General features: G+C 68.4%; 19 protein-coding genes. 13 read left to right on the top strand and 6 right to left on the bottom strand.

Going from position 1 to position 21,064, the window contains the following annotated elements:
- From aceE to gstA, 4 genes are all read left to right on the top strand, one after another.
- On the top strand, positions 1 to 2,149 hold a 2,149-nt coding region (gene aceE / locus PHN62_RS13655; RefSeq protein ID WP_300151572.1), incomplete at its 5' end, for a pyruvate dehydrogenase (acetyl-transferring), homodimeric type.
- A gap of 45 nt (positions 2,150 to 2,194) precedes the next feature.
- Positions 2,195 to 3,520 carry a dihydrolipoyllysine-residue acetyltransferase gene (gene aceF, locus PHN62_RS13650; RefSeq protein WP_300151570.1) on the top strand — a complete coding sequence of 442 codons (1,326 nt, stop codon included), beginning with the start codon at positions 2,195 to 2,197 and terminating at the stop codon, positions 3,518 to 3,520.
- A 19-nt stretch (positions 3,521 to 3,539) separates the two neighbouring features.
- Entirely contained in the window at positions 3,540 to 5,315 is a 1,776-nt protein-coding gene (gene lpdA, locus PHN62_RS13645; RefSeq protein WP_300151568.1) for a dihydrolipoyl dehydrogenase, read from the top strand.
- Between the two features lie 87 nt (positions 5,316 to 5,402).
- A complete protein-coding gene (gstA, locus tag PHN62_RS13640; RefSeq protein WP_300151566.1) occupies positions 5,403 to 6,014 on the top strand; it encodes a glutathione transferase GstA in 612 nt (203 codons plus the stop codon).
- Positions 6,015 to 6,020: 6 nt separating this feature from the next.
- Here gstA and PHN62_RS13635 read toward each other — a convergent pair whose 3' ends face one another.
- Positions 6,021 to 6,629: a LysE family translocator gene (locus PHN62_RS13635; protein ID WP_300151564.1), complete on the bottom strand. Its 609-nt coding sequence runs from the start codon at positions 6,627 to 6,629 to the stop codon at positions 6,021 to 6,023.
- Between the two features lie 272 nt (positions 6,630 to 6,901).
- Between PHN62_RS13635 and PHN62_RS13630 the strand changes: the two genes are divergently transcribed.
- The 6 genes from PHN62_RS13630 to PHN62_RS13605 all read left to right on the top strand — a co-directional run bounded on the left by PHN62_RS13630 (position 6,902) and on the right by PHN62_RS13605 (position 12,222).
- Complete coding sequence (locus PHN62_RS13630; protein ID WP_300151562.1) at positions 6,902 to 8,602, top strand: tyrosinase family protein; 1,701 nt, start codon at positions 6,902 to 6,904, stop codon at positions 8,600 to 8,602.
- Positions 8,603 to 8,656: 54 nt separating this feature from the next.
- Positions 8,657 to 9,298, top strand: coding sequence for a hypothetical protein (locus PHN62_RS13625; RefSeq protein WP_300151560.1), 642 nt, complete (start codon positions 8,657 to 8,659; stop codon positions 9,296 to 9,298).
- Positions 9,299 to 9,440: 142 nt separating this feature from the next.
- Positions 9,441 to 10,514, top strand: coding sequence for a phosphoribosylformylglycinamidine cyclo-ligase (gene purM / locus PHN62_RS13620; protein WP_300151558.1), 1,074 nt, complete (start codon positions 9,441 to 9,443; stop codon positions 10,512 to 10,514).
- The gene (purN, locus tag PHN62_RS13615; protein ID WP_300151556.1) at positions 10,511 to 11,152 is read left to right on the top strand and encodes a phosphoribosylglycinamide formyltransferase; all 642 of its coding nucleotides are present in this window, start codon (positions 10,511 to 10,513) and stop codon (positions 11,150 to 11,152) included. The genes purM and purN overlap by 4 nt, the downstream gene beginning before the upstream one ends.
- Complete coding sequence (locus tag PHN62_RS13610; protein WP_300151554.1) at positions 11,153 to 11,746, top strand: YqaA family protein; 594 nt, start codon at positions 11,153 to 11,155, stop codon at positions 11,744 to 11,746.
- Positions 11,747 to 11,748: 2 nt separating this feature from the next.
- Positions 11,749 to 12,222: a disulfide bond formation protein B gene (locus PHN62_RS13605; protein ID WP_300151552.1), complete on the top strand. Its 474-nt coding sequence runs from the start codon at positions 11,749 to 11,751 to the stop codon at positions 12,220 to 12,222.
- 10 nt (positions 12,223 to 12,232) lie between these two features.
- Here PHN62_RS13605 and PHN62_RS13600 read toward each other — a convergent pair whose 3' ends face one another.
- Positions 12,233 to 12,829: an HNH endonuclease gene (locus PHN62_RS13600; protein WP_300151550.1), complete on the bottom strand. Its 597-nt coding sequence runs from the start codon at positions 12,827 to 12,829 to the stop codon at positions 12,233 to 12,235.
- Between the two features lie 257 nt (positions 12,830 to 13,086).
- On the opposite strand from PHN62_RS13600, the gene PHN62_RS13595 reads away from it, so the two are divergent.
- Positions 13,087 to 13,641, top strand: a complete 555-nt coding sequence (locus tag PHN62_RS13595) for a GNAT family N-acetyltransferase (protein ID WP_300151548.1) — start codon at positions 13,087 to 13,089, stop codon at positions 13,639 to 13,641.
- Positions 13,642 to 13,710: 69 nt separating this feature from the next.
- Here the strand turns inward: PHN62_RS13595 and gltA are convergent, their stop codons facing one another.
- The 3 genes from gltA to PHN62_RS13580 form a co-directional block, all read right to left on the bottom strand.
- A complete protein-coding gene (gltA, locus tag PHN62_RS13590; protein ID WP_300151545.1) occupies positions 13,711 to 15,003 on the bottom strand; it encodes a citrate synthase in 1,293 nt (430 codons plus the stop codon).
- 144 nt (positions 15,004 to 15,147) lie between these two features.
- Entirely contained in the window at positions 15,148 to 16,563 is a 1,416-nt protein-coding gene (gene gltX / locus PHN62_RS13585; RefSeq protein WP_300151543.1) for a glutamate--tRNA ligase, read from the bottom strand.
- Between the two features lie 69 nt (positions 16,564 to 16,632).
- Positions 16,633 to 18,063, bottom strand: a complete 1,431-nt coding sequence (locus PHN62_RS13580; RefSeq protein ID WP_300151541.1) for an FAD-binding oxidoreductase — start codon at positions 18,061 to 18,063, stop codon at positions 16,633 to 16,635.
- A 235-nt stretch (positions 18,064 to 18,298) separates the two neighbouring features.
- On the opposite strand from PHN62_RS13580, the gene PHN62_RS13575 reads away from it, so the two are divergent.
- The gene (locus tag PHN62_RS13575; protein WP_300151539.1) at positions 18,299 to 19,096 is read left to right on the top strand and encodes a PAS domain-containing protein; all 798 of its coding nucleotides are present in this window, start codon (positions 18,299 to 18,301) and stop codon (positions 19,094 to 19,096) included.
- Between the two features lie 442 nt (positions 19,097 to 19,538).
- Here the strand turns inward: PHN62_RS13575 and PHN62_RS13570 are convergent, their stop codons facing one another.
- A complete protein-coding gene (locus tag PHN62_RS13570) occupies positions 19,539 to 20,246 on the bottom strand; it encodes a zinc-ribbon domain-containing protein (protein WP_300151537.1) in 708 nt (235 codons plus the stop codon).
- 135 nt (positions 20,247 to 20,381) lie between these two features.
- Here PHN62_RS13570 and PHN62_RS13565 point away from each other — a divergent pair, with 135 nt between their 5' ends.
- On the top strand, positions 20,382 to 21,035 hold the full coding sequence (locus PHN62_RS13565) for a cell division ATP-binding protein FtsE (protein ID WP_300151535.1): 654 nt from the start codon (positions 20,382 to 20,384) through the stop codon (positions 21,033 to 21,035).
- Positions 21,036 to 21,064: the final 29 nt, after the last annotated feature.

Below are 21,064 nucleotides of genomic sequence, written 5' to 3'. Positions count from 1 at the left end.
CTCCTCCTATCCGCATCCCTGGCTCATGCCGGATTTCTGGCAGTTCCCGACCGTCTCCATGGGCCTCGGGCCGCTGATGGCGATCTATCAGGCGCGCTTCCTGCCCTATCTGGAGGGGCGCGGCCTCTCCCAGACCGCCAACCGCAAGGTCTGGGCCTTCATGGGCGACGGCGAGATGGACGAGCCGGAATCGCTCGGCGCCATCAGCCTCGCGGGGCGCGAGAAGCTCGACAACCTGATCTTCGTCATCAACTGCAACCTCCAGCGGCTCGACGGCCCGGTGCGCGGCAACGGCAAGATCATCCAGGAGCTCGAATCCGAATTCCGCGGCTCGGGCTGGAACGTGATCAAGGTGATCTGGGGCTCGGGCTGGGACGAACTCCTGGCGAAGGACGTCACCGGGCGTCTGCGCCAGCTCATGGAGGAATGCGTCGACGGCGAATATCAGGACTTCAAGTCCAAGAACGGCGCCTACATCCGCGAGCATTTCTTCGGCCGCTATCCCGAAACCGCCGCCATGGTCGCCGACTGGACCGACGACCGCATCTGGAAGCTCACGCGCGGCGGCCATGATCCGCTGAAGGTCTTCTCGGCCTTCAAGGCCGCCACCGAGCACAAAGGCCAGCCCACGCTGATCCTCACCAAGACCGTCAAGGGCTACGGCATGGGCTCGGCGGGCGAGGCCCAGATGATCACCCATCAGCAGAAGAAGATGGGCGACGAGGCGCTGCTCCAGTTCCGCGACCGCTTCCAGATCCCCCTGACCGATCAGGAGGTCAAGGATCTGAAGTTCATCAAGCCGGACGCCGACTCGCCGGAGATGAAATATTATCTGGCGCAGCGCGCGGCGCTCGGCGGCCCCATCGGGCGGCGCATGAAGACCGACGTCCAGCTGGAGATTCCGCCCCTCTCGGCCTTCGAGACCCAGCTCGCCAGCACCGGCGAGCGCGAGATCTCGACGACCATGGCCTTCGTGCGCATCCTCAACACGCTGCTGCGCGACAAGTCGCTGGGTCAGCGCGTGGTGCCCATCGTGCCCGACGAAAGCCGCACCTTCGGCATGGAGGGCATGTTCCGCCAATATGGAATCTTCAGCCAGGTCGGGCAGAAGTACAAGCCGCAAGACGCCGACCAGATGAACTACTACAAGGAGACGCCTCAGGGTCAGATGCTTCAGGAGGGCATCAACGAGGCCGGCGCCATGGCCAGCTGGATCGCGGCGGCCACGAGCTATTCGACCTCCAACCAGCCGATGATCCCCTTCTACATCTATTATTCGATGTTCGGCTTCCAGCGGGTCGGAGACCTCGCCTGGGCGGCGGGCGACATGCGCGCGCGCGGCTTCCTGCTCGGCGGCACCTCGGGACGCACCACGCTCAACGGCGAGGGCCTCCAGCATGAGGACGGCCACAGCCATCTGATCTCGGCGACCATCCCGAACTGCGTCTCCTATGATCCGACCTTCGCCTACGAGGTCGCGGTGATCGTGCAGGACGGCCTGCGCCGGATGGTCGGCGAGCAGGAGGACGTCTTCTACTACCTCACCCTGCTCAACGAGAATTATCCGCATCCCGCCATGCCCGAAGGCGCCGAGGAAGGCATCCGCCGCGGCATGCATCTCGTCCGCGAGGGCGCGAAGAAGCGCGGCGCGAAGAAGGTGCAGCTTCTGGGCTCCGGCTCGATCCTGCGCGAGTCCCTCGCCGCCGCCGAGATGCTGGAGAAGGATTTCGGCGTCTCCGCCGACGTCTGGAGCGTCACCAGCTTCACCGAGCTGCGCCGCGACTTCCTCGACTGCGAGCGCTGGAACCTGCTCCATCCTCTGGAGGAGCCCCGCATTCCCTTCGTGACGCAGCAGCTCGCCACGCGCGGCGACTGGCCGGTGGTGGCCTCCACGGATTACATGAAGCTCTTCGCCGACCAGATCCGTCCGGCGGTTCCGGGGCGCTACAAGGTGCTGGGCACCGACGGCTTCGGCCGCTCGGACTATCGGCGCAAGCTGCGCGAATTCTTCGAGGTGGACCGCCGCTTCATCGCGGTGGCGGCTCTGAAGGCTCTGGCCGAAGACAACCGCGTGGCCTCGAAGCTGGCCGCCGACGCCATCCGCAAATACGAGATCGACCCCGAGAAGGCCAATCCGGCCCGGACGTGACGTCCGAATCCGCCTGAACATCCATTCGCGCAGAGGACCCGTTTCATGTCCGACATCGAAGTCAAAGTCCCGAACATCGGCGATTTCAAGAACGTCCCCGTCATCGAGGTTCTGGTGAGCGTCGGCGACAAGGTGGAGATCGACACTCCCCTCGTCACGCTGGAATCCGACAAGGCCACCATGGAGGCCCCTTCCAGCGCCGCCGGAGAGATCGCCGAGATCCTCGTCAAGGTGGGCGACAAGGTCAGCGAAGGCGCGCCCCTCGTGCGCCTCAAGGCGGCCGGCGCCGCCGCCGCGGCTCCGGCGGCCCCCAAGGCCGAAGCGCCGAAAGCGGAGGCTCCCAAAGCCGCCCCGGCGCCTGCTCCGGCTGCGGCGGCCTCCGCCCCGGCCTCCTCCGACGCCCTGCCCGCGATCCGGGGCGGCCTGCCGATTCCGGCTCTGGCGGATTTCTCCGGCGTCCACGCCTCGCCGAGCGTCCGGCGTCTGGCGCGCGAGCTGGAGGTGGACCTCACGCAGGTCAAGGGCACCGGCGAGAAGGGCCGCATCACCGCTTCCGACGTCAAGGGCTTCCTTGTCGGCTCCGGAGCGGGCGCGGCGGCTCCGGCGGCGGCGGTTCAGGGGGGCTCGGGCATCCCCGAGATTCCGGCCGTGGACTTCAGCAAGTTCGGCCCCGTCGAGACGAAGCCTCTGGGCCGGATCAAGAAGATCTCCGGGCCTTACCTGCATCGGGCCTGGCTGAACATTCCGCATGTCACCCATACGGACGAAGCCGACATCACCGAGATCGACGCCTATCGCAAGGAGCTGGACGACGCCGCCAAGGCCGACAAGAAGTCGCCTTACCGCGTCTCGCTGCTGCCTTTCCTGATGAAGGCCTCGGTGAAGATCCTCAAGGAGTTCCCGGACTTCAATTCTTCGCTGGCGCCGGACAAGGCGTCGCTGATCTACAAGAAATACTACAACATCGGCGTGGCCGTGGACACGCCCGACGGGCTCGTGGTTCCGGTGGTCCGCGACGTGGACCGCAAGGGAATCGTCGAGATCAGCAAGGAGCTGGGCGACATCTCCGCCCGCGCCCGCGACGGCAAGCTCAAGCCCGAGGAGATGCAGGGCGCCAGCTTCACCATCTCCAGCCTGGGCGGCATCGGCGGCACGAACTTCACGCCCATCGTCAACGCGCCGGAAGTGGCGATCCTCGGCGTGGTGCGCTCGAAGACGGCGCCGGTCTGGGACGGCGAGAAATTCATCCCCCGCCTGATGCTGCCGCTCTGCCTGTCCTACGATCATCGCGTCATCGACGGCGCGGCGGCGGCCCGCTTCACGCGCGCCCTGGCCGTGACGGTCGAGGACGTCCGTCGTCTGGTCCTCTGACATTCCGGGAGCATTCTTCATGTCGATTGAAATCAAGGTTCCCGACATCGGCGACTTCTCCGGCGTCCCGGTCATCGAGATCCATGTGAAGCCCGGCGACGAAGTCGCCGCCGACGCCCCGCTGATCACGCTGGAATCGGACAAGGCCACCATGGACGTTCCCGCCCCTCAGGCGGGCGTGGTCGAGAGCGTGACCGTGAAGCTCGGCGACAAGGTGGCGCAAGGCTCCGTCATCGCCACCTTCAAGGGCGCGGGCGCCGAAGCGCCCAAGCCCGCCCCCAAGGCGGAGGCTCCCAAGGCCGAAGCGCCGAAAGCGGCCCCCGCTCCGGTCCCTGCGCCCGTCGCCGCGCCTTCTCAGGCTCCGGCGGCCAAGGCGGGCGAGATCTCCGCCGAGGTTCTGGTCCTCGGCGCGGGCCCCGGCGGCTACACCGCCGCCTTCCGCGCGGCGGATCTCGGCAAGAAGGTCGTGATGGTCGAGCGCTGGCCGACCCTCGGCGGCGTCTGCCTGAACGTGGGCTGCATTCCCTCCAAGGCGCTGCTCCACGCGGCCAGGGTGATTTCCGAAGCCGAGGAGATGGCCGCTCATGGCGTCAGCTTCGGCGCGCCCGCCGTGGACGTCGACAAGCTGCGCGGCTGGAAGGAAAGCGTCGTCTCGCGCCTGACGGGCGGGCTCTCGGGCCTCGCCAAAGGGCGCAAGGTGCAGGTGGTCGCGGGCTCGGGCGCCTTCGTCGATCCGCACCGGCTGCTCGTCACCGCCGAAGACGGCTCGACGCAGACCATCGTCTTTGAGCAGGCGATCATCGCGGCGGGCTCCGAGCCGGTGCGTCTGCCCTTCGCGCCGGAGGATCCGCGCATCCTCGACTCGACCGGAGCCCTGGCTCTGGAGAGCGCCCCCAAGCGGATGCTCGTCATCGGCGGCGGCATCATCGGCCTGGAGATGGCGACGGTCTACGCCGCGCTCGGGACCCAGATCACCATCGTCGAGCTGATGGATCAGCTGATCCCCGGCGCCGACCGCGATCTCGTCGAGCCCCTGCGCAAGCGCATGGCCAGAAAGTTCGAGAACATCTTCCTGAAGACCAAGGTCGCGGGAATCGAGGCCACGCGCGAAGGCCTCGTGGTGAAGTTCGAAGGCGCCGGGGCTCCCGAGCGCGACGTCTTCGACCGCATCCTGGTGGCGGTGGGCCGCAAGCCCAACGGCAAGCTCATCAAGGCGGAGGCGGCGGGCGTCGCGGTGGACGAACGCGGCTTCATCCCGGTCGGGCGCGACCAGCGGACCAACGTGCCGCATGTCTTCGCCATCGGCGACATCGTGGGACAACCCATGCTGGCCCACAAGGCCACCCATGAGGCCAAGGTCGCCGCCGAAGTCGCGGCGGGACACAAATCGGCCTTCGACGCCAAGACCATCCCCTCGGTGGCCTACACCGATCCGGAGATCGCCTGGGCGGGGCTCACCGAGACCGAAGCCAAGGCGAAGGGGATCGCCTATGGCAAGGGCGTCTTCCCCTGGGCGGCTTCGGGACGCGCGCTGAGTCTGGGCCGCGACGAAGGGATCACGAAGGTCCTCTTCGACGAGGAGACGCAGAGAATCCTCGGCGCGGGGATCGTCGGCCCCAATGCGGGCGACCTCATCGCGGAGGCGGCCCTCGCCATCGAGATGGGCGCCGACGCCCGCGACATCGGTCTGACGGTGCATCCGCATCCGACCCTCTCGGAGACCCTCGCCATGGCCGCCGAGATGTTCGAGGGCACCATCACCGATCTGATCCCGCCGAAGAAAAAGAAGCATTAACTCCTTCCTCCGCAAGCGTTACACAAGGCCGCTCCGGAGCGATCCGGGGCGGCCTTTCCATTCCCCCCTCCGAGGATTCGCCCCGCCATGAAGCTCTATTACAAGACCGGCGCCTGCTCGCTCGCGAGCCGCATCGCGCTGCACGAGATCGGCCTTCCCTACGAGGCCGTGAAGGTGGACACCGCCTCCGGCCGCGACGAAACCGGCGCCGATTACGCCGAGATCAATGAAAACGGCTATGTGCCCGCCCTCGCGCTGGACGACGGCGAGATCCTCACGGAGAACGTCGCGATCCTGCAATATCTCGCCGAGAGCAACCCCAAGGCGGGGATCGGCGCCGAGAACGCGCCTCTGCCCCGGGCGCGGCTGACCGAAGCCCTGAGCTTCATCAATTCGGAGCTGCACAAGGCTTTCGGCGTCCTCTTTCGCCCCATGGCGCCGGAGCTCCGCGACAAGGCCCTCGCGACGCTCAACCGGCGGCTGGAGAGCGTCGAGGGCCATCTCGGCGACGGACGCCCCCATCTGCTCGGCGAGCGCTTCACCGTGGCCGACGCCTATCTGTTCGTGGTGCTGAACTGGTCGATTCCGCTGAAGATCGACCTCGGCTCCTATCCGAAGATCCAGGCCTATCGGGCGCGGGTCGGGGCGCGTCCGGCGGTTCAGGCGGCGCTCAGGGCCGAGGGGCTCCTCGCGGCCTGAGGCCCTTCAGGACAGGGCCCTGATCGTCCCGTGGATCACGAAGCCCGCCAGAAGCGCGCCCATCGCGACGTTGAAGATCCGGCGCCGCAGGGGGTTGGTCAGCCAGCGGCGCAGACTCACGCCGAAGGCCGCCCAGCTCCCCGCCGAGAAGATCCCGACCAGCGCGAAGATCGCCGCGCAGATCGACGCCTCGCGCAGAGGCGCCGCGCCCGTGACGTAGCCGCCCGCCACCGCGAGCGCCATGGTCCAGGCCTTGGGATTGATCCACTGGAAGCCCGCCGCCTGGAGGAAGGTCAGGGGCGCGCGGACGCGGGCTTCCTCCTCTTCGTCGACGGGGGCGCTCGCGATGCGCCAGGACATCCAGAGCAGCAGCGCGGCTCCGGCCAGCGTCATGCCGAGATTCAGCCAGGGCAGCCGCGCCACGGAGCCGCCCAGGCCCAGCGCCACCAGAAAGATCATGAAGCCGAAGCCGAGCCCCACCCCGAAGAGATGCGGCCTCGTGCGGGCGAAGCCGAATTGCGCGCCCGAAGCCGCGAGCATCGTGTTGTTGGGTCCGGGGGTGAAGGAGGTCGCCACGGCGTAGCCGACCAGGGGGGCGTAAAGGTCGAGATTCATGGAGGGGCCTTCCGGAAGGCGCTCCGGAAGCCGTCTCCGGCCCGAGGATCGCATCCGGCGAGGCATAGACCGCGCTCCGCGGCCTGTGAAGAGCTTTCCGGCTCCGGCCCCATGGAGGAGCCGCAGACCGCTCGGGAAGCCGGGCCGGAGGAAGGACGCAGCCGGTTCCTCCGGTGCGGACTTATGCCGTAAAGCGAAAATTGACCCGGAAAGCGCCTTCGCCTAGCCTGCCCTGACCTTTAGCATAGGCGAACCGGACGAGGGACGAGATCATGGCGCGGCTTTCCAGACGCGAAATCCTGAAGATCGGCGGCGGCGGCGCGGCCCTGGGCCTGGCCGCCTGTCAACCTGCTCAGCCGCCCATCCAGCCTCCGGTGCAGCCGCCCGTCCAGCCTCCGGTGCAGCCGCCCGTCCAGCCTCCGGTGCAACCGCCTGTCCAGCCTCCGGTGCAACCGCCTGTCCAGCCTCCGGTGCAACCGCCTGTCCAGCCTCCGGTGCAGCCGCCCGTCCAGCCTCCGGTGCAACCGCCCGTCCAGCCTCCGGTGCAGCCGCCTGTCCAGCCTCCGGTGCAGCCGCCCGTCCAGCCCCCGGTGCAGCCGCCCGTTCCGGCCAATCCGGTCTCCGGCGCGAACCGCACCCGTCAGGACGCCGGAGCCCTCGGCGCGAACCACCCCATCCTGCTGGCCTACGCCGAGGCCGTGCGGCGCATGAAGGCCTTGCCCTCCTCCGATCCGCGCAGCTGGGGCGCTCAGGCGACGATCCATCTTCAGGCCTGCCCGCACGGGAACTGGTGGTTCCTGCCCTGGCATCGGGCCTATGTGCAGCGTTTCGAGCAGATCTGCCGCGAGATGATCCAGGACGAAGGCTTCGCCCTGCCCTACTGGAACTGGTCGCGCGATCCGCGGATTCCCGCGGGATTCTTCGACGCCTCCAGCCCGCTGTTTCAGGCGGGCCGGGCCGCCGGGCCCACCTCCTCCGCCGCTGCGGAGATGGTCTCCTCCGCCGTGGTGGAGCGCATCCTCGGCGAGCGCAATTTCGAGGTCTTCGGCAGCGGCCGCGCGGGCGGACAGCGCGATCAGGCTTCGCAAGGCCCTCTGGAGGCCGCGCCCCATAACCACATCCATGTCTTCGTCGGCGGCGAGATGGCCAATTTCATCGCGCCGGTCGATCCGCTGTTCTGGGTGCATCACGCCAACGTGGACCGCCTCTGGGAGGTCTGGAACCAGCGCGGCGGCCAGAACCCCACCGATTCCGCCTGGCGCGATCTGCCCTTCCGCGATTTCTTCGACCGCTCCGGAAACCGCGTGACCGACACTTCGGGCGGCGTCTCCTCCATCGCCGGACTGGGCTACCGCTACGACCAGACCGCCACCGCCGAAGCCCCGGGCCTCGCGGGACGGCGCGCCACGGCGCAGAACCTCTCCAGCCTCACGCCGGAAGCGCCTCTGCCGGTGGTGGCGGCCTCGGCGCTCAACGAGGCGCCCGTCACGGCGGGCCGCCCCCACAGCCTGCGCGCCCGCATCGCCGCGCCTGCGCCCCTCGCCCGCGCCGCGACCTTCGCCGCGCCCGCCGGATTCATCGCGCCGCCGCCGCCCGTCGCGGCCGAAGCGGCGCTGAGCGATCCCGAACGCGCCCTGATCCGCATCGCGCAGATCGACGCGCCGCCGGTCAATGAAAACGTGATCGTGCGCGTCTTCGTGAACCACCCGAACCTCACCGCCGCGACTCCGGTCAGCGATCCGCATTACGTGGGCTCCTTCGGCTTCTTCCAGACGCGCTTCGCCGCCGAAGTCTGTTCGACCAACGGGCTCAAGGCCTCCTATCTGCTCGACGCCGCCGAGGCCCTGCGGCGGGTCGGGGGCGCGGGAGGCGGCGCCGAAGCGGACATCCAGCTCATGCCCGTGGACGTCCAGGGCCGCCCGCTCGCCGGAACGGAGTTCTACGCCCGTCAGGCGGAGGTGCTTGCGCTCTGAGCGGGGCGTCCCACATCTGAAGCTCTGGATGGCCTCTCAGGGAGGAAGGTTCTGATGAACGGTCGGATTTCTGGAGCGGCGGCCCTGATCTGGGGTCTGGGGGCGGCCGCGAACGCCTGGGCGATGGACAGCCGCGCGCCCTCGGCCGAGCCCCCCGCCTCCCTCGCGAGCCCGGCGCCGGAGGCTGCGGCGGCCTCCTCCTTCGCCGCGCCCGCCTCGGCGCCCGCCGATCCGACGCGCCTGCGCGCCGGAGCCCCCTCGACCTTCCGCCTTGCGCCCGAGACTGCGACGCGCGACCGGCTTTCGACCGCCGCCTCTCCGGTCGCGGCGGCGCCTGCGGCCTCTCCTGAATCCCCGCCCGCCGACCCGGTTCTGGAGCTGCATTTCGCCGATCTCGCCGCCGCCGCCGCGACGGCTCCGGCGGTGCGCGTCTTCCTGAACAAGCCCGACGCCACGCCCGCCACCTCCACGGAGGATCCGCATTACGTGGGGGTGGTGAGCTTCTTCCCCCTCTCGCCCGGCGCCGAGGGCTCGCGCTTCCGGCTGCCGCTCCGCGAGACTCTGGGGCGCATCGGCCCCGTGGCTCCGGAGACGGCGGAGGTCACGCTGGTTCCGGTGGATCTCGGCGCGGGCGCAGGAACGGCGCCGCCCTTCGAGCTGCGGCTTCTGGGCATGGGGCTCGAAGCCCCGCGATGAGCCGCGCGGCGGCGTGGCGGATCGCCCCATGGCGCGACGCGCCCTCGCCTCGACGCTTGGCGCGCGGTCGGGAATCGGATAGCTCTCCGGCGCGCCCCGCCGAGGGCCTTCCTCCTTCTCCAGACCGCCCGGGAGCCTCCGCATGACCGCCGCCGATCCCCAAGCCCGCAAGGGCCTCAGCTACCGCGACGCCGGCGTGGACATCGACGCGGGCGACGCTCTGGTGAAGGCCATCGGGCCCGCCGCCGCCGCCTCGAAGCGCCCCGGCGTGATGGGCGGCCTCGGGGGCTTCGGCGCGCTCTTCGACCTCAAGGCGGCGGGCTTCGAGGATCCGATCCTCGTGGCCTCCACCGACGGCGTGGGCACCAAGCTCAAGATCGCCATCGACACCGGCATTCACGGCGGAGTTGGAATCGACCTCGTGGCCATGTGCGTCAACGATCTGGTGGCCCAGGGCGCGACGCCCCTGTTCTTCCTCGATTACTACGCCACCGGCAAGCTCGACGTGGCCGCCGCCCGCGCCGTGGTCGAGGGCATCGCCAAAGGCTGCCTCGAATCCGGATGCGCCCTCATCGGCGGCGAGACCGCCGAAATGCCGGGGCTCTACAAGGAAGGCGACTATGACCTCGCGGGCTTCACCGTGGGGGCCGTGGCCCGCGACGCCCTGCTGCCGGTCGCGCTGCGCGAAGGCGACGTGATCCTCGGTCTGGGGTCTTCGGGGGTCCATTCCAACGGGTTTTCGCTGGCGCGCAAGATCGTCGAGCGCTCGGGGCTCGGCTGGGAGGCGCCCGCCCCCTTCGCGCCGGGCCTGAGCCTCGGCGAGGCCCTGCTGACCCCTACGCGCATCTATGTGAAATCCACCCTCGCGGCGATCAGGGCGGGCGGCGTGAAGGCCGTGGCCCACATCACCGGCGGCGGCCTGACGGAGAACATCCCCCGCGTCTACGGCGAGGAGCTGAGCGCCGAGATCCGGCTCGGAAGCTGGAGCCGTCCGCCCGTCTTCGACTGGCTCCAGGAGACCGGCGAGGTCGATCCGGAGGAGATGCTCCGCGTCTTCAACTCCGGGATCGGCCTGGCGCTGATCGTGGATCCGGCCCACGCCGGGGCTCTGCGGAATCTGCTGGCCGCCGAAGGCGAGACGGTCTTCGAGATCGGCCGCATGATCGCGCGTCCGGAAGGCGCGGCGGGCGTGGTCTATCGCGAGTCCGCAGCGTGAAACGGCGGATCGGAATCCTGATTTCGGGGCGCGGCTCGAACATGGAGGCGCTGATCCGCGCCGCCGCCGCGCCCGAGGCGCCTTTCGAGATCGTCCTCGTCCTGGCCAACAATCCCGATGCGGGCGGGCTGGAGAAGGCCCGCGCGGCGGGGCTGCGCGCCGAGGCCCTCGACCACCGCCCCTTCAAGGGCGACCGCGAGGCCCACGAACGCGCTCTGGACGCGCAGCTTCGGGCCGCCGGAGCGGAGATCGTCGTCTTCGCGGGCTACATGCGCCTGCTGACGCCCTGGTTCGTCGAGGCCTGGCCGGACGCGATCCTGAACATCCATCCCGCGCTTCTGCCGAGCTTCAAGGGCCTCCATACGCATGAGCGGGCGCTTGAAGCGGGCGTTCTGTGGCATGGCTGCACGGTGCATCTGGTGCGCCCCGCCATGGACGAGGGGCCGATCCTCGGGCAGGCCGCCGTTCCGGTCCTGTCGGGCGATACGGCGGAGACCCTCGGCGCGCGGGTTCTGGCTCAGGAGCATCGGCTCTATCCGGAGGTTCTGCGGCGCTTCGCCTCCGGTCGCCTGAGCGTTCGCGGCGAACGCGTCCTCGGCGAGCCGGTCGTCCTTCGCGCCGATCTCGCGGAATCCTGAATGCTGCGTCGCCTTTACGACTGGACCATGAAGCAGGCCGAAGGCCCCCGCGCCCTGCCTGCTCTGGCGGGGGTCTCCTTCGCGGAGAGCTCCTTCTTTCCCATTCCCCCCGACGTGCTGCTGATCCCCATGGCGCTGGCTCAGCCGAAGCGCATCTGGTGGATCGGGACGGTGGCGGTTCTGGCCTCGGTGCTGGGGGGGCTCTTCGGCTACTGGATCGGGGCGACGCTCTTCGACAGCTGGGGCATGAAGATCCTGAACTTCTATGGGGCGGGCGCGAAATTCGCCGAGTTCCAGGCCTTCTACGACCGCAATGGAATCTGGGCGGTGATTCTGGCGGGCGGCTTCACGCCCATCCCCTTCAAGGTGGTGACGGTGGCTTCCGGCGCCATGAGCATGAATCTCTTCGATTTCATCTGGGCCAGTCTTCTCGCCCGCGCGACGAGGTTCTATATTCCCTGCGCCCTGATCTGGTGGTTCGGAGAGCCCGTGCGCGCCTTCATCGAAAAGCGCCTGACTCTGGTCGCCACGGTCTTCACGATTCTGGTGGTCGGCGGATTCGTCGCCCTGAAATATCTGGCGGGGAGCGCCTGAAGATGGCCAAACCGGTTCTCACCCTCGTCGCGCTGATCGCAGCGGCGATGCTCGGCGGGGCTCTGGCCTCGCAATACGTCTGGGGTCTGCATCCCTGTCCGCTCTGCATCCAGCAGCGTTACGCTCTGGGCGCGGCGGCGGTCGTCAGCCTGCTCGCCAGTCGGGCGGTGGGGCGGCGGGTCGGAGTCTTTCTGGCCTTTCTGGCGGGCTTCGCCTTTCTGGTGAACGCCGGGCTCGCCGGGTTTCACTCCGGCGTGGAGCTGAAGTTCTGGGGATCGGCCTGCTCGGGCGGCTTGCCCGGAACCTTCGATCCGGCCGCCCTGCTCTCCGGCGCGAACGTCGCCCCTCGCTGCGACGAGATCGCGTGGAAAGATCCCTGGCTCGGCCTGAGCATGGCCAACTGGAACGGCCTCGTTTCTCTGGTTCTGGCTTTTCTCGCCTTTTCGACCCTGAGAAAAATTCGGCCCGCCGGGTGAGGGCGGGCCGTCATTCGGCTTCAAGCTCCACATCCCAATAGAGGTAGTCCATCCAACTCTCATGGAGGTGGTTGGGCGGGAACTTGCGCCCGATGTTCTGCAGCTGCGAGGCCGAAGGCCGCACGGGCTTGCGGTGCAGGCGCAACCCGACCACGTCCGGCGCCTTGTCCGCCTTGCGCAGATTGCAGGAGGGGCAGGCCGCCACGACGTTCTCCCATGTGGTCTTGCCGCCGCGGGCGCGGGGAGTCACATGATCGAAGGTCATCTCGCCGACCGCGCCGCAATACTGACAGCGGAACTCGTCGCGCAGGAAGAGGTTGAACCGCGTGAAGGCCGGATGCCTGGCCGGCTTCACGTAATCGCGCAGACAGACCACGCTCGGCAGCTTCATCGCGAAGCTGGGGCTGCGGATCTCGAAGTCGTATTCCGACACCGTGAAGACGCGATCCAGAAACACCGCCTTGACCGCCTCCTGCCAGGACCAGAGCGACAAGGGGAAATAGGACAGCGGCCGGTAATCGGCGTTGAGCACAAGAGCCGGATGGTCGCGCAGCGCGGCCGGACTTCGGGCGAAGGCCAGAGCGGCGGCGGCGGCGGTGAGGGACATTTCTGGGAGCCTCTGAGCAACAAGAAGCCCGGACCGTTCCGGGCGAAAAACCGGAGCGCCATCCCTGATCGGGACAAGCGTCCCCGAACCTCTTTCTATCGCGCCCCTTCGCTGCGGTCAAATCACGCATGGACGCAGGATTGTTTTCTTGTTGTTCCTGCAACCGGGAGGCCACGATTCGGCGCAGCCCGCATCTGCGCCCGAGGTCCAGTCTCCGCGCCCTTCATGACGAAACCAGGACGGATCAGGAGATCCACATGCGCCTGCGTCCCATGACGCCTGACGACCGCGACGGCGTGCACGCCGTCTACGCGGCCGGAATCCTCGGCGGAGACGCCACCTTCTTCACCCGGATCCCCGAGCGCGAAAGCTGGTGGCCCGAGTGGTTCGCCGCCCGCCTGCCCTTCGGACGCGTCGTGGCCGAGGAAGACGGCGAGATCCTCGGCTATGCGGGCTTCAGCCCGACCAGTTCGCGCCCCTTCTATGCGGGCGTGCTGGAGGATACGGTCTATGTCGCGCCCGGAGCCAAGGGCCGAGGCCTCGGCAAGGCGCTGCTCGGGGCCGCCCTGGAGGAGGCCGACGCGGCGGGCGCATGGCTGGTGACAGGGCTGATCTTCGCCGAGAACCGCGCCAGCATCCGGCTGCATGAATCCCTGGGCTTCAAGCTCTTCGGAATCCGCGAGCGCATGGGCTGGCACGAACATCCGGCCTACCGGCGCTGGCGCGACGTCGCGATTCTCGACCGCCGCTCGCCGCGCGCGGGACTCGGCGCAGAGCCGCCGGATCTCGAAGCCTTGCAGGCGAAGGGCTGAAAGCCCCGGCGTGAAAAACCCCGCGCCTGTCCGGCGCGGGGCTTCGGTCTTCGTCCTGAGGCCTGCGGATCAGCCGCGGGTCTTGATGTCGGCGTAATCGCGCTGCGGAGCGCCGATGTAGAGCTGACGCGGACGGCCGATCTTCTGGTCCTTGTCCTCGATCATCTCCTTCCACTGGGCGATCCAGCCGACCGTGCGCGCCAGGGCGAAGATCGCCGTGAACATGGAGGTCGGGAAGCCGATGGCGTTCAGGATGATGCCCGAATAGAAATCGACGTTCGGATAGAGCTTCTTCTCGATGAAGTAGGGGTCGGAGAGCGCGACCTTCTCCAGATCCTGCGCCACCTGGAGGATCGGATTGTCCGAAGCGCCCAGCTGCGCCAGAACCTCCTTGGCGGTCTGCTGCATGACCTTGGCGCGCGGGTCGTAGTTCTTGTAGACGCGATGGCCGAAGCCCATCAGGCGGAAGCCCGAGTTCTTGTCCTTGGCCTTGGCGACGTATTCCGGCACGCGGTCGGGGGTGCCGATCTCGCGGAGCATGTTGAGCGCCGCCTCGTTGGCGCCGCCATGGGCCGGGCCCCAGAGACAGGCCACGCCCGCCGCGATGCAGGCGAAGGGATTCGCCCCCGAAGAGCCCGACAGACGCACCGTCGAGGTGGAGGCGTTCTGCTCATGGTCGGCGTGGAGCGTGAAGATCACGTCCATGGCCCGCGCGAAGATCGGATTGACCTTGTACTCCTCGCAGGGCGTGGCGAAGCACATGTGCAGGAAGTTCTCGGCGTAGTTCAGCTCGTTCTTCGGGTAGATGAAGGGCTGGCCGCTGGAGTACTTGAAGGCCATCGCCGCGATGGTCGGCATCTTGGCGATGAGCCGGATCGACGCGATCTCGCGCTGGACCGGGTCGTTGATGTCGGTCGAGTCGTGGTAGAAGGCCGAAAGCGCGCCCACCACGCCGCACATGACCGCCATCGGATGCGCGTCGCGACGGAAGCCGCGGAAGAAATACTGCATCTGGTCATGGATCATCGTGTGCCGCGTCACGCGGTTCTCGAAGTCCTTGAGCTGGGCGGCGGTCGGCAGCTCTCCGTAGAGCAGCAGATAGCAGACTTCGAGATAGTTGCTCTTGTCGGCCAGCTGGTCGATGGGATAGCCGCGATAGAGCAGCTCGCCCTTGTCGCCGTCGATGTAGGTGATGGTCGATTTGCAGGCGGCGGTCGACGTGAAGCCCGGATCGTAGGTGAAGCAGCCCGTCTGGGCGTAGAGAGATCGGATGTCGATGACGGAAGGGCCGACGGACCCGGACAGAACCGGAGCTTCGGTCTTGGTTTCGCCATAGGAGATGGCGGCTTTCGAGTCAGGCATCAAGGCTTCTCCCTAGCAGATGCGGGCGCTCCCCCGGCGCGCGCCATGAAGTCGCGCTGCGCCGCAGTCTCGCGCGCCGGACGAATCCGGCGCGGATCTCGAACAGGCGCGATTCTTCCTCAGCCCTGCGGACTCGCCGGAGCTTCAAGAAGCCTGCGCCTCCAGCCGCGCGAGGCTTTCCGCACGGCCCAAAACTTCCATGACCTCGAAGACGCCCGGAGAGACGCTGCGTCCCGTCAGGGCGGCGCGCAGAGGTTGCGCAATTTTGCCGAGCTTCATCCCCTCCGCCTCGGCATAATCTTTCACGGCGCTTTCCAAATTCTCCGCTTTCCATTCGCTAACATGCTGCAAAAGCGAAGTCAAACGGGCGATGCGCGCTTTCGCCTCGGGGGAGAGAAGCGCCGCCGCCTTTTCATCGAGGTCCAGAGGCCTGTCTTTCAAGAGATATCCGGCTGAATCCTCCAGATCCGTCAGGGTGCGGGCCCGCTCCTTGAGCCCCGGCATGGAGCGCAGGAGGAGTTCGCGTTTCGCGGCGGGAATCGGGGCTTCGCCGCGCAGGGCGCGCAGCTCCTCGACGGCCTCGACCAGCCTTTCGTCTTCGGCGGCGCGGATGTGGCGGGCGTTCAGATCCTCGAGCTTGGCGAAGTCGAAGCGCGCCGGAGACTTGCCGAGCGATTCAAGGTTGAACCACTCCATGGCCTGCTCGGTGGAGAAGACTTCGTCGTCGCCGTGGCTCCAGCCGAGCCGCGCGAGGTAATTGCGCATGGCCTCGGGCAGATAGCCCATGTCGCGGTAGTTCTCGACCGCCGGAGCGCCATGGCGCTTGGAGAACTTCGCGCCGTCTGGGCCGTGGATCAGCGGCACATGGGCGAATTCCGGCAGATCCCAGCCCATGGCCCTGTAGACGAGGCTCTGGCGGGCGGTGTTGGTCAGATGATCCACGCCGCGCATGACGAGGGTCACGCCCATGTCGTGATCATCCACCACCACGGCGAAGTTGTAGGTCGGGTCGCCGTCCGAGCGCAGGATGATCATGTCGTCCAGCTGCTCGTTCTGGATCACGACCTCGCCCTGGACGTGATCCCGGATCACGGTCGCGCCTTCGCGGGGGGCCCGGATGCGCACCGCCCAGGGCTTGTCGGCGGGCCAGTCCTCGGGCTTGGCGTCGCGCCAGGGGCTGTCGAAGCGCTGGGGACGGCCTTCGGCCCTGGCCGCCTCGCGGGCGGCGTCGATCTCCTCGGCCGGAGAATAGCAGCGATAGGCCGCGCCCTTCTCCAGAAGCTCGCGGGCGGCGGCCCGATGGCGCTCGACGCGGGAATATTGCGAGACCGCTTCGCCGTCCCAGTCCAGGCCGAGCCATTTCAGGCCGTTGAAGATGGCCTCGGTGGCTTCGGGCGTGGAGCGGGCGCGGTCGGTGTCCTCGATGCGCAGCAGGAACTTGCCGCCCCTGCCGCGCGCGTAGAGCCAGTTGAACAGCGCCGTGCGGGCTCCGCCGATGTGCAGATAGCCCGTGGGCGAAGGCGCGAAGCGGCAGACGAGCGGCGAAGAGGCGGCGGTCATGACGGGATTTCCTCAAGGATTGGTCGGGGGGTCTTATCGCCGCAGGGCGGGCGCGTAAAGGTCTGGCGGTCAGGGGCTCTCCGGCAGGATGACGCCGGGATTCAGAATCCCGAGCGGATCCATGGCCGTCTTGATGCGGCGGATCATCGCCATCTTCGCCGGATCGGCGGTGCGGGCCAGCTCCCGCGCCTTGAGCCGCCCGATTCCATGCTCCGCGCTGATCGAGCCGCCGAAGCTCAGGACGAGATCATGCACGGCCTCGCTGATCTCCTGCCAGCGGGCGAGGAAGGGGCCCTTCTCCGCGAGGCTCGGAGGCAGCACGTTGTAATGCAGGTTGCCGTCGCCCATGTGCCCGAAGGGACAGGGCCGGGCGCCGGGCGCCAGACGCTCGATCAGGGCGGCGGCCTGCTCCAGAAACTCCGGGATGCGGCGCGGCGGCAGAGAGACGTCATGCTTGATTCCGCCCCCCTCCAGCTTCTGGGCCTCGGAGAGGCTCTCGCGCAGCCTCCAGAGCCCCTGGCGCTGGGCTTCGCTGGCGGCCAGGGCGGCGTCGGAGATCTCGCCCGCCTCCCAGGCCGCGCCGAAGGCCGCTTCGAGCGCCTCGGCCACAGGCTCGGGCCGCGCGCCGGAGATCTCCACCAGCGCCATCCAGGGAGTCGGGGCCGCCAGAGGCGAGGCCGTTCCAGGATTGAAACGCAAGGAGAGATCCAGACCGAAGGCGGGCATCAGCTCGAAGGCCGAAACCGCGCCGTCGCCGGCCTCCTGCGCCCGGGCCAGCAGCGCCAGACCCGCCGCCGGAGAAGCCAGAGCCGCGAAGCCCGTCGCCCAGGCCCGCGGACGCGGAAAGAGCTTCAGCGTCGCCGCCGTGACGATCCCCAGAGTCCCTTCGGCGCCGATGAGCAGATGGCGCAGATCATAGCCCGTGTTGTTCTTGCGCAGGGGCGAGAGCCCGTCCCAGATCTCGCCCTGAGCGGTCACCACCTCCAGCCCGAGGCAGAGGTCGCGCGCATTGCCGTAGCGCAGAACTTGCACGCCGCCCGCGTTGGTGGAGAGGACTCCGCCCACGGTGCAGCTTCCCTCCGAGGCGAGGCTGAGCGGAAAGAGCCGGTCGACGCCCTCGGCGACGGCCTGAGCGGCGGCGAGCGTGACGCCCGCCTCCAGGGTCATGGCCTCGTCGGCGCGCGAGACGGCGCGCGTGCGGCCGAGCCGCTCCAGAGACAGGAGGATGGGCGTCGGGCCTTCGGGCCTGACCTGTCCGCCGACCAGCCCGGTGCCGCCTCCCCGGGGCACGATCCCGACGCGGGCCTGCGCGCAGAGCCGCACCAGATCGGCCGTCCGTTGCGTCGAGTCGGGACGCGCGACCAGAGCCGCCCTGCCTTGATACAATCCGCGCGGCTCGGTCAGATAGCCTGCGGCCTCCGGCCCGGCCCGCCAGCCCGCCGGGCCGAGAAGGTTTTTCGCAGCGGCGAGGAAATCCTCGGCAGGCTCGCACAAATTCATGAGATCCATTCCTCATTCGGGAAATTCAAGGGCTTGGCAGCGCCACGCTCAGATATGACGTTTACAAATCTTCATCTGATCCGTTTCATTTTGGGGTGAATCTGCGGAAAGATCTTTCCGTTCCCGCCCGACCATGGCAAGATCGGGGCGTTTTTCGGCACAAAGCTTGCGAAGGCTCGGGAAAAGCTTCTCGCAAAAGCACTCGGAAAACGTCTGATCTTGGGGCAGAACGAGCATGAGACACCCGAAAACGCGCGCGCTCTATGATTACTGGAACGCCCTCCGCGACGGCCGTCTGGCCCCTGGACGCAACGAGGTCGATCCACGAGAGATCGCCCCGCTGCTCGACAGCACCTTTATCCTGGAAGTCCAGAACGCCGACAACATCCGTTTCCGCCTGGCGGGGACGCGGCTCTGCGAAGCCTTCGGGATGGAGCTGCGCGGCATGAGCGCCCTGGCGCTCTGGCATGGCGAGGACCGCGCCAAGGTGCGCGACCTCATCCTGCGGGTGGTCAGCGGCCCGACCATCGGCCATGTGGCCTGCACGGTCGAGAATCGCGGCGGATTCGTCTACGGCGCCGAATTCCTCTACATGCCGCTGCGCTCGGACCGCGACGAGCTGACCCGGATCCTCGGCTGCGGCTATTACATGGGCGAGGAGCGCGCCTTCGCCAACGTCTACGACCCGATCCACCACTGGGTCGACACGGTGAACCTCTATCCCATCGATTCGGACGAGGCCGCCGAGGATCTCCCGGCTCAACGGCTCTTCACGCGCCCCGGCCCCGCCGCCGCGCCCGAACAGGCCAGACGCGACCCCTTCCGGACGCCGCCGCCGCGCGAACGCGATCCCTTCCGGGCTTCTCCGCCTTTCCGGGCCCTTCAGGGCGCTCCGGTGCTGACCGCCATCGACGGCGGACGCAAGCCCGGCGGAGTCAGGCCTTTCCGCGCCGAGGGCGAAGACGGCGCCCGCAAGGAGCCTGGGCTGAAGGATCGCGGCCATCTGCGGCTCGTGAAGTCCGACGCGGTCTGAGGCCGCGTCCGGAGTCGGCCCAGAGGGCGGATTCCGGACCGCCCTGAGCCAGCACCGCCAGAAGCGCCAGAACGCCCTTGCGGGCCGCCTCGGCCTGCTGCGCGCGGGCCGCCTCCAGCCCGGCCGCCTCCGCGGAGAGGGCCGGAGGACGCGCCGCCGTCTCCTTCGCGAGCGGCGCGCGCATGGCGAGGCGCGATTCGCGCGCCGCCGCCTCCGGACGTCCCGCCGGACTTTCGGCCTGGCAGGCGCCCCCGCAGGCTCCCCCCATGAGGCTCCCGAGCGCCGCCGCGACGCCAAGCCGCCGCAAGCCCTTCGGGAGGAGTTTCGTGAAACGGACCATGCCCCCATCCTCCATTCTCCGGACAGGATAGGGCGGCGCGCTTCGCGGATCCTGAAGGCCCGCGCGGAATTTGCGGAGAATTTTACAGGATCGCGCCCGATCTCAGGGTCTTTTGGCCTCCACGGCCCGCAGCGTCACCTCGACCTCGCGCCGGTCGCGCAGCGGCACGCGGAAGAAATAATGCGCCGTCTCGCGCGGCGCCAGCATGGTCCTGTCCTCCAGAGCGCCCATGTAGGCCTCCGCCGCCAGATCGCCTTGCGCGTCGCGCAGGGTGGCCTTGAGCCGGGGCGCCGGATGCGGCCGCGAATCCAGATTCGCCAGACTGGCCGAGACGATCACGAAGCGCGGAGCTCCCGCCGCCGCGATCTCGTCCTCGTCGGGATCCTCATAGGAATAGAGCGGGTCGATCACGCTGAAGTGGCGGCCGTCGAAGGCGCCCGAGCCCCCGCCTCCGCCGATGGCGCCCGCCCCGAAGCCGACCGCCGCCCGGTAGGATTCGAGCGTCGGCGCCAGAGCCGGAGCCCGCGCGGCCAGTTGCGGCGCGAAGGCGTAGGCCCCGGCCAGAACCGCCACCAGAGCCCCCAGCCCCGCGAAGAGCCAGCCCGTGAGCCTGCCCTCGCCCTCCGGACGCGCCGCGCCGGGCGGCGCCGGAGCGGCCTCCGCGCCTGCGGCCGCGACGCCCGCCGCGACGGGTCCGGGCTGGAACCAGGCCTTGCCGCAGGAGGAGCAGCGCACCCGTCTTCCGCGCGGCGGAAAGAGGGCGTCGTCCACCATGAAGCGCGCGCGGCATTCCGGACAGGAGACGATCATCGGCGAAACCCCTTTCGCGCTCGGGAGTCCATCCGGATTCCGCAGCGCGACCGCTTGCCCGGACGGAGAATTTTAAATAGCGTCCGGCGCACGCCGCGCCAAGCGCGCCGCCGCGCGCGAAAGTGGAGCCCCGTCTTGATTCAGTTTGAAAATGTCGGTTTTCGCTATGGAAGGGGCGCGGAAATCCTGCGGGATCTGAACTTCAGGCTAGGCTCGGGCTCCCTGCATTTCCTGACCGGGGCCTCCGGAGCGGGCAAAAGCTCGCTCCTGCGGATGCTCTATCTCGAATCGGCGCCGACGCGCGGACGCTTCACGATCTTCAACCGCGACGCCTCCAGCCTCTCGCGCGACGAGTCGGCCTGGTTCCGGCGGCGCATCGGAGTGGTGTTCCAGGATTTCCGCCTGCTCGACCATCTGACCGCCGCCGAGAACGTGGCCTTGCCGCTGCGGGTGGCGGGCGCGCGGGCGAGCGGCTATCGCGAGAACGTCGCCGAGATGCTCGAATGGGTGGGGCTCGGACACAAGATCTACGCCCGTCCGCCGGAGCTCTCGGGCGGCGAGAAGCAGCGGCTGGCCATCGCGCGGGCGGTGGTGGCCTCTCCGGACCTGATCCTCGCCGACGAGCCCACGGGCAGCGTCGATCCCGAAATGGCCGAGCGCATCATGCGGCTGTTCCTGGAGATGAACCGCATCGGCAAGACCGTGCTCATCGCCACGCATGACGTGAGCCTCGCCGCGCGCTACGGCGCGCCCATCCTCAAGCTGGTGGACGGCGCCTTCGCCGTCTGACCTCCTCCGGGGATTCTCCCGGAACCGCC

This window comes from Neomegalonema sp. (genome assembly GCF_028688855.1).
Taxonomy (GTDB): Bacteria; Pseudomonadota; Alphaproteobacteria; order Rhodobacterales; family Rhodobacteraceae; genus Neomegalonema.
The sequence above is the reverse complement of the archived record's forward strand: the minus strand, read 5'-3'. Positions and strand labels throughout refer to the sequence as shown.

Excerpts from the sequence above, each read along its gene's own strand:
- aceF (WP_300151570.1), top strand. The coding sequence starts at position 2,195 with ATGTCCGACATCGAAGTCAAAGTCCCGAACATCGGCGATTTCAAGAAC.
- lpdA (WP_300151568.1), top strand. The coding sequence starts at position 3,540 with ATGTCGATTGAAATCAAGGTTCCCGACATCGGCGACTTCTCCGGCGTC.
- gstA (WP_300151566.1), top strand. The coding sequence starts at position 5,403 with ATGAAGCTCTATTACAAGACCGGCGCCTGCTCGCTCGCGAGCCGCATC.
- PHN62_RS13635 (WP_300151564.1), bottom strand. The coding sequence starts at position 6,629 with ATGAATCTCGACCTTTACGCCCCCCTGGTCGGCTACGCCGTGGCGACC.
- PHN62_RS13630 (WP_300151562.1), top strand. The coding sequence starts at position 6,902 with ATGGCGCGGCTTTCCAGACGCGAAATCCTGAAGATCGGCGGCGGCGGC.
- PHN62_RS13625 (WP_300151560.1), top strand. The coding sequence starts at position 8,657 with ATGAACGGTCGGATTTCTGGAGCGGCGGCCCTGATCTGGGGTCTGGGG.
- purM (WP_300151558.1), top strand. The coding sequence starts at position 9,441 with ATGACCGCCGCCGATCCCCAAGCCCGCAAGGGCCTCAGCTACCGCGAC.
- PHN62_RS13610 (WP_300151554.1), top strand. The coding sequence starts at position 11,153 with ATGCTGCGTCGCCTTTACGACTGGACCATGAAGCAGGCCGAAGGCCCC.
- PHN62_RS13605 (WP_300151552.1), top strand. The coding sequence starts at position 11,749 with ATGGCCAAACCGGTTCTCACCCTCGTCGCGCTGATCGCAGCGGCGATG.
- PHN62_RS13600 (WP_300151550.1), bottom strand. The coding sequence starts at position 12,829 with ATGTCCCTCACCGCCGCCGCCGCCGCTCTGGCCTTCGCCCGAAGTCCG.
- PHN62_RS13595 (WP_300151548.1), top strand. The coding sequence starts at position 13,087 with ATGCGCCTGCGTCCCATGACGCCTGACGACCGCGACGGCGTGCACGCC.
- gltA (WP_300151545.1), bottom strand. The coding sequence starts at position 15,003 with ATGCCTGACTCGAAAGCCGCCATCTCCTATGGCGAAACCAAGACCGAA.
- gltX (WP_300151543.1), bottom strand. The coding sequence starts at position 16,563 with ATGACCGCCGCCTCTTCGCCGCTCGTCTGCCGCTTCGCGCCTTCGCCC.
- PHN62_RS13580 (WP_300151541.1), bottom strand. The coding sequence starts at position 18,063 with ATGAATTTGTGCGAGCCTGCCGAGGATTTCCTCGCCGCTGCGAAAAAC.
- PHN62_RS13575 (WP_300151539.1), top strand. The coding sequence starts at position 18,299 with ATGAGACACCCGAAAACGCGCGCGCTCTATGATTACTGGAACGCCCTC.
- PHN62_RS13570 (WP_300151537.1), bottom strand. The coding sequence starts at position 20,246 with ATGATCGTCTCCTGTCCGGAATGCCGCGCGCGCTTCATGGTGGACGAC.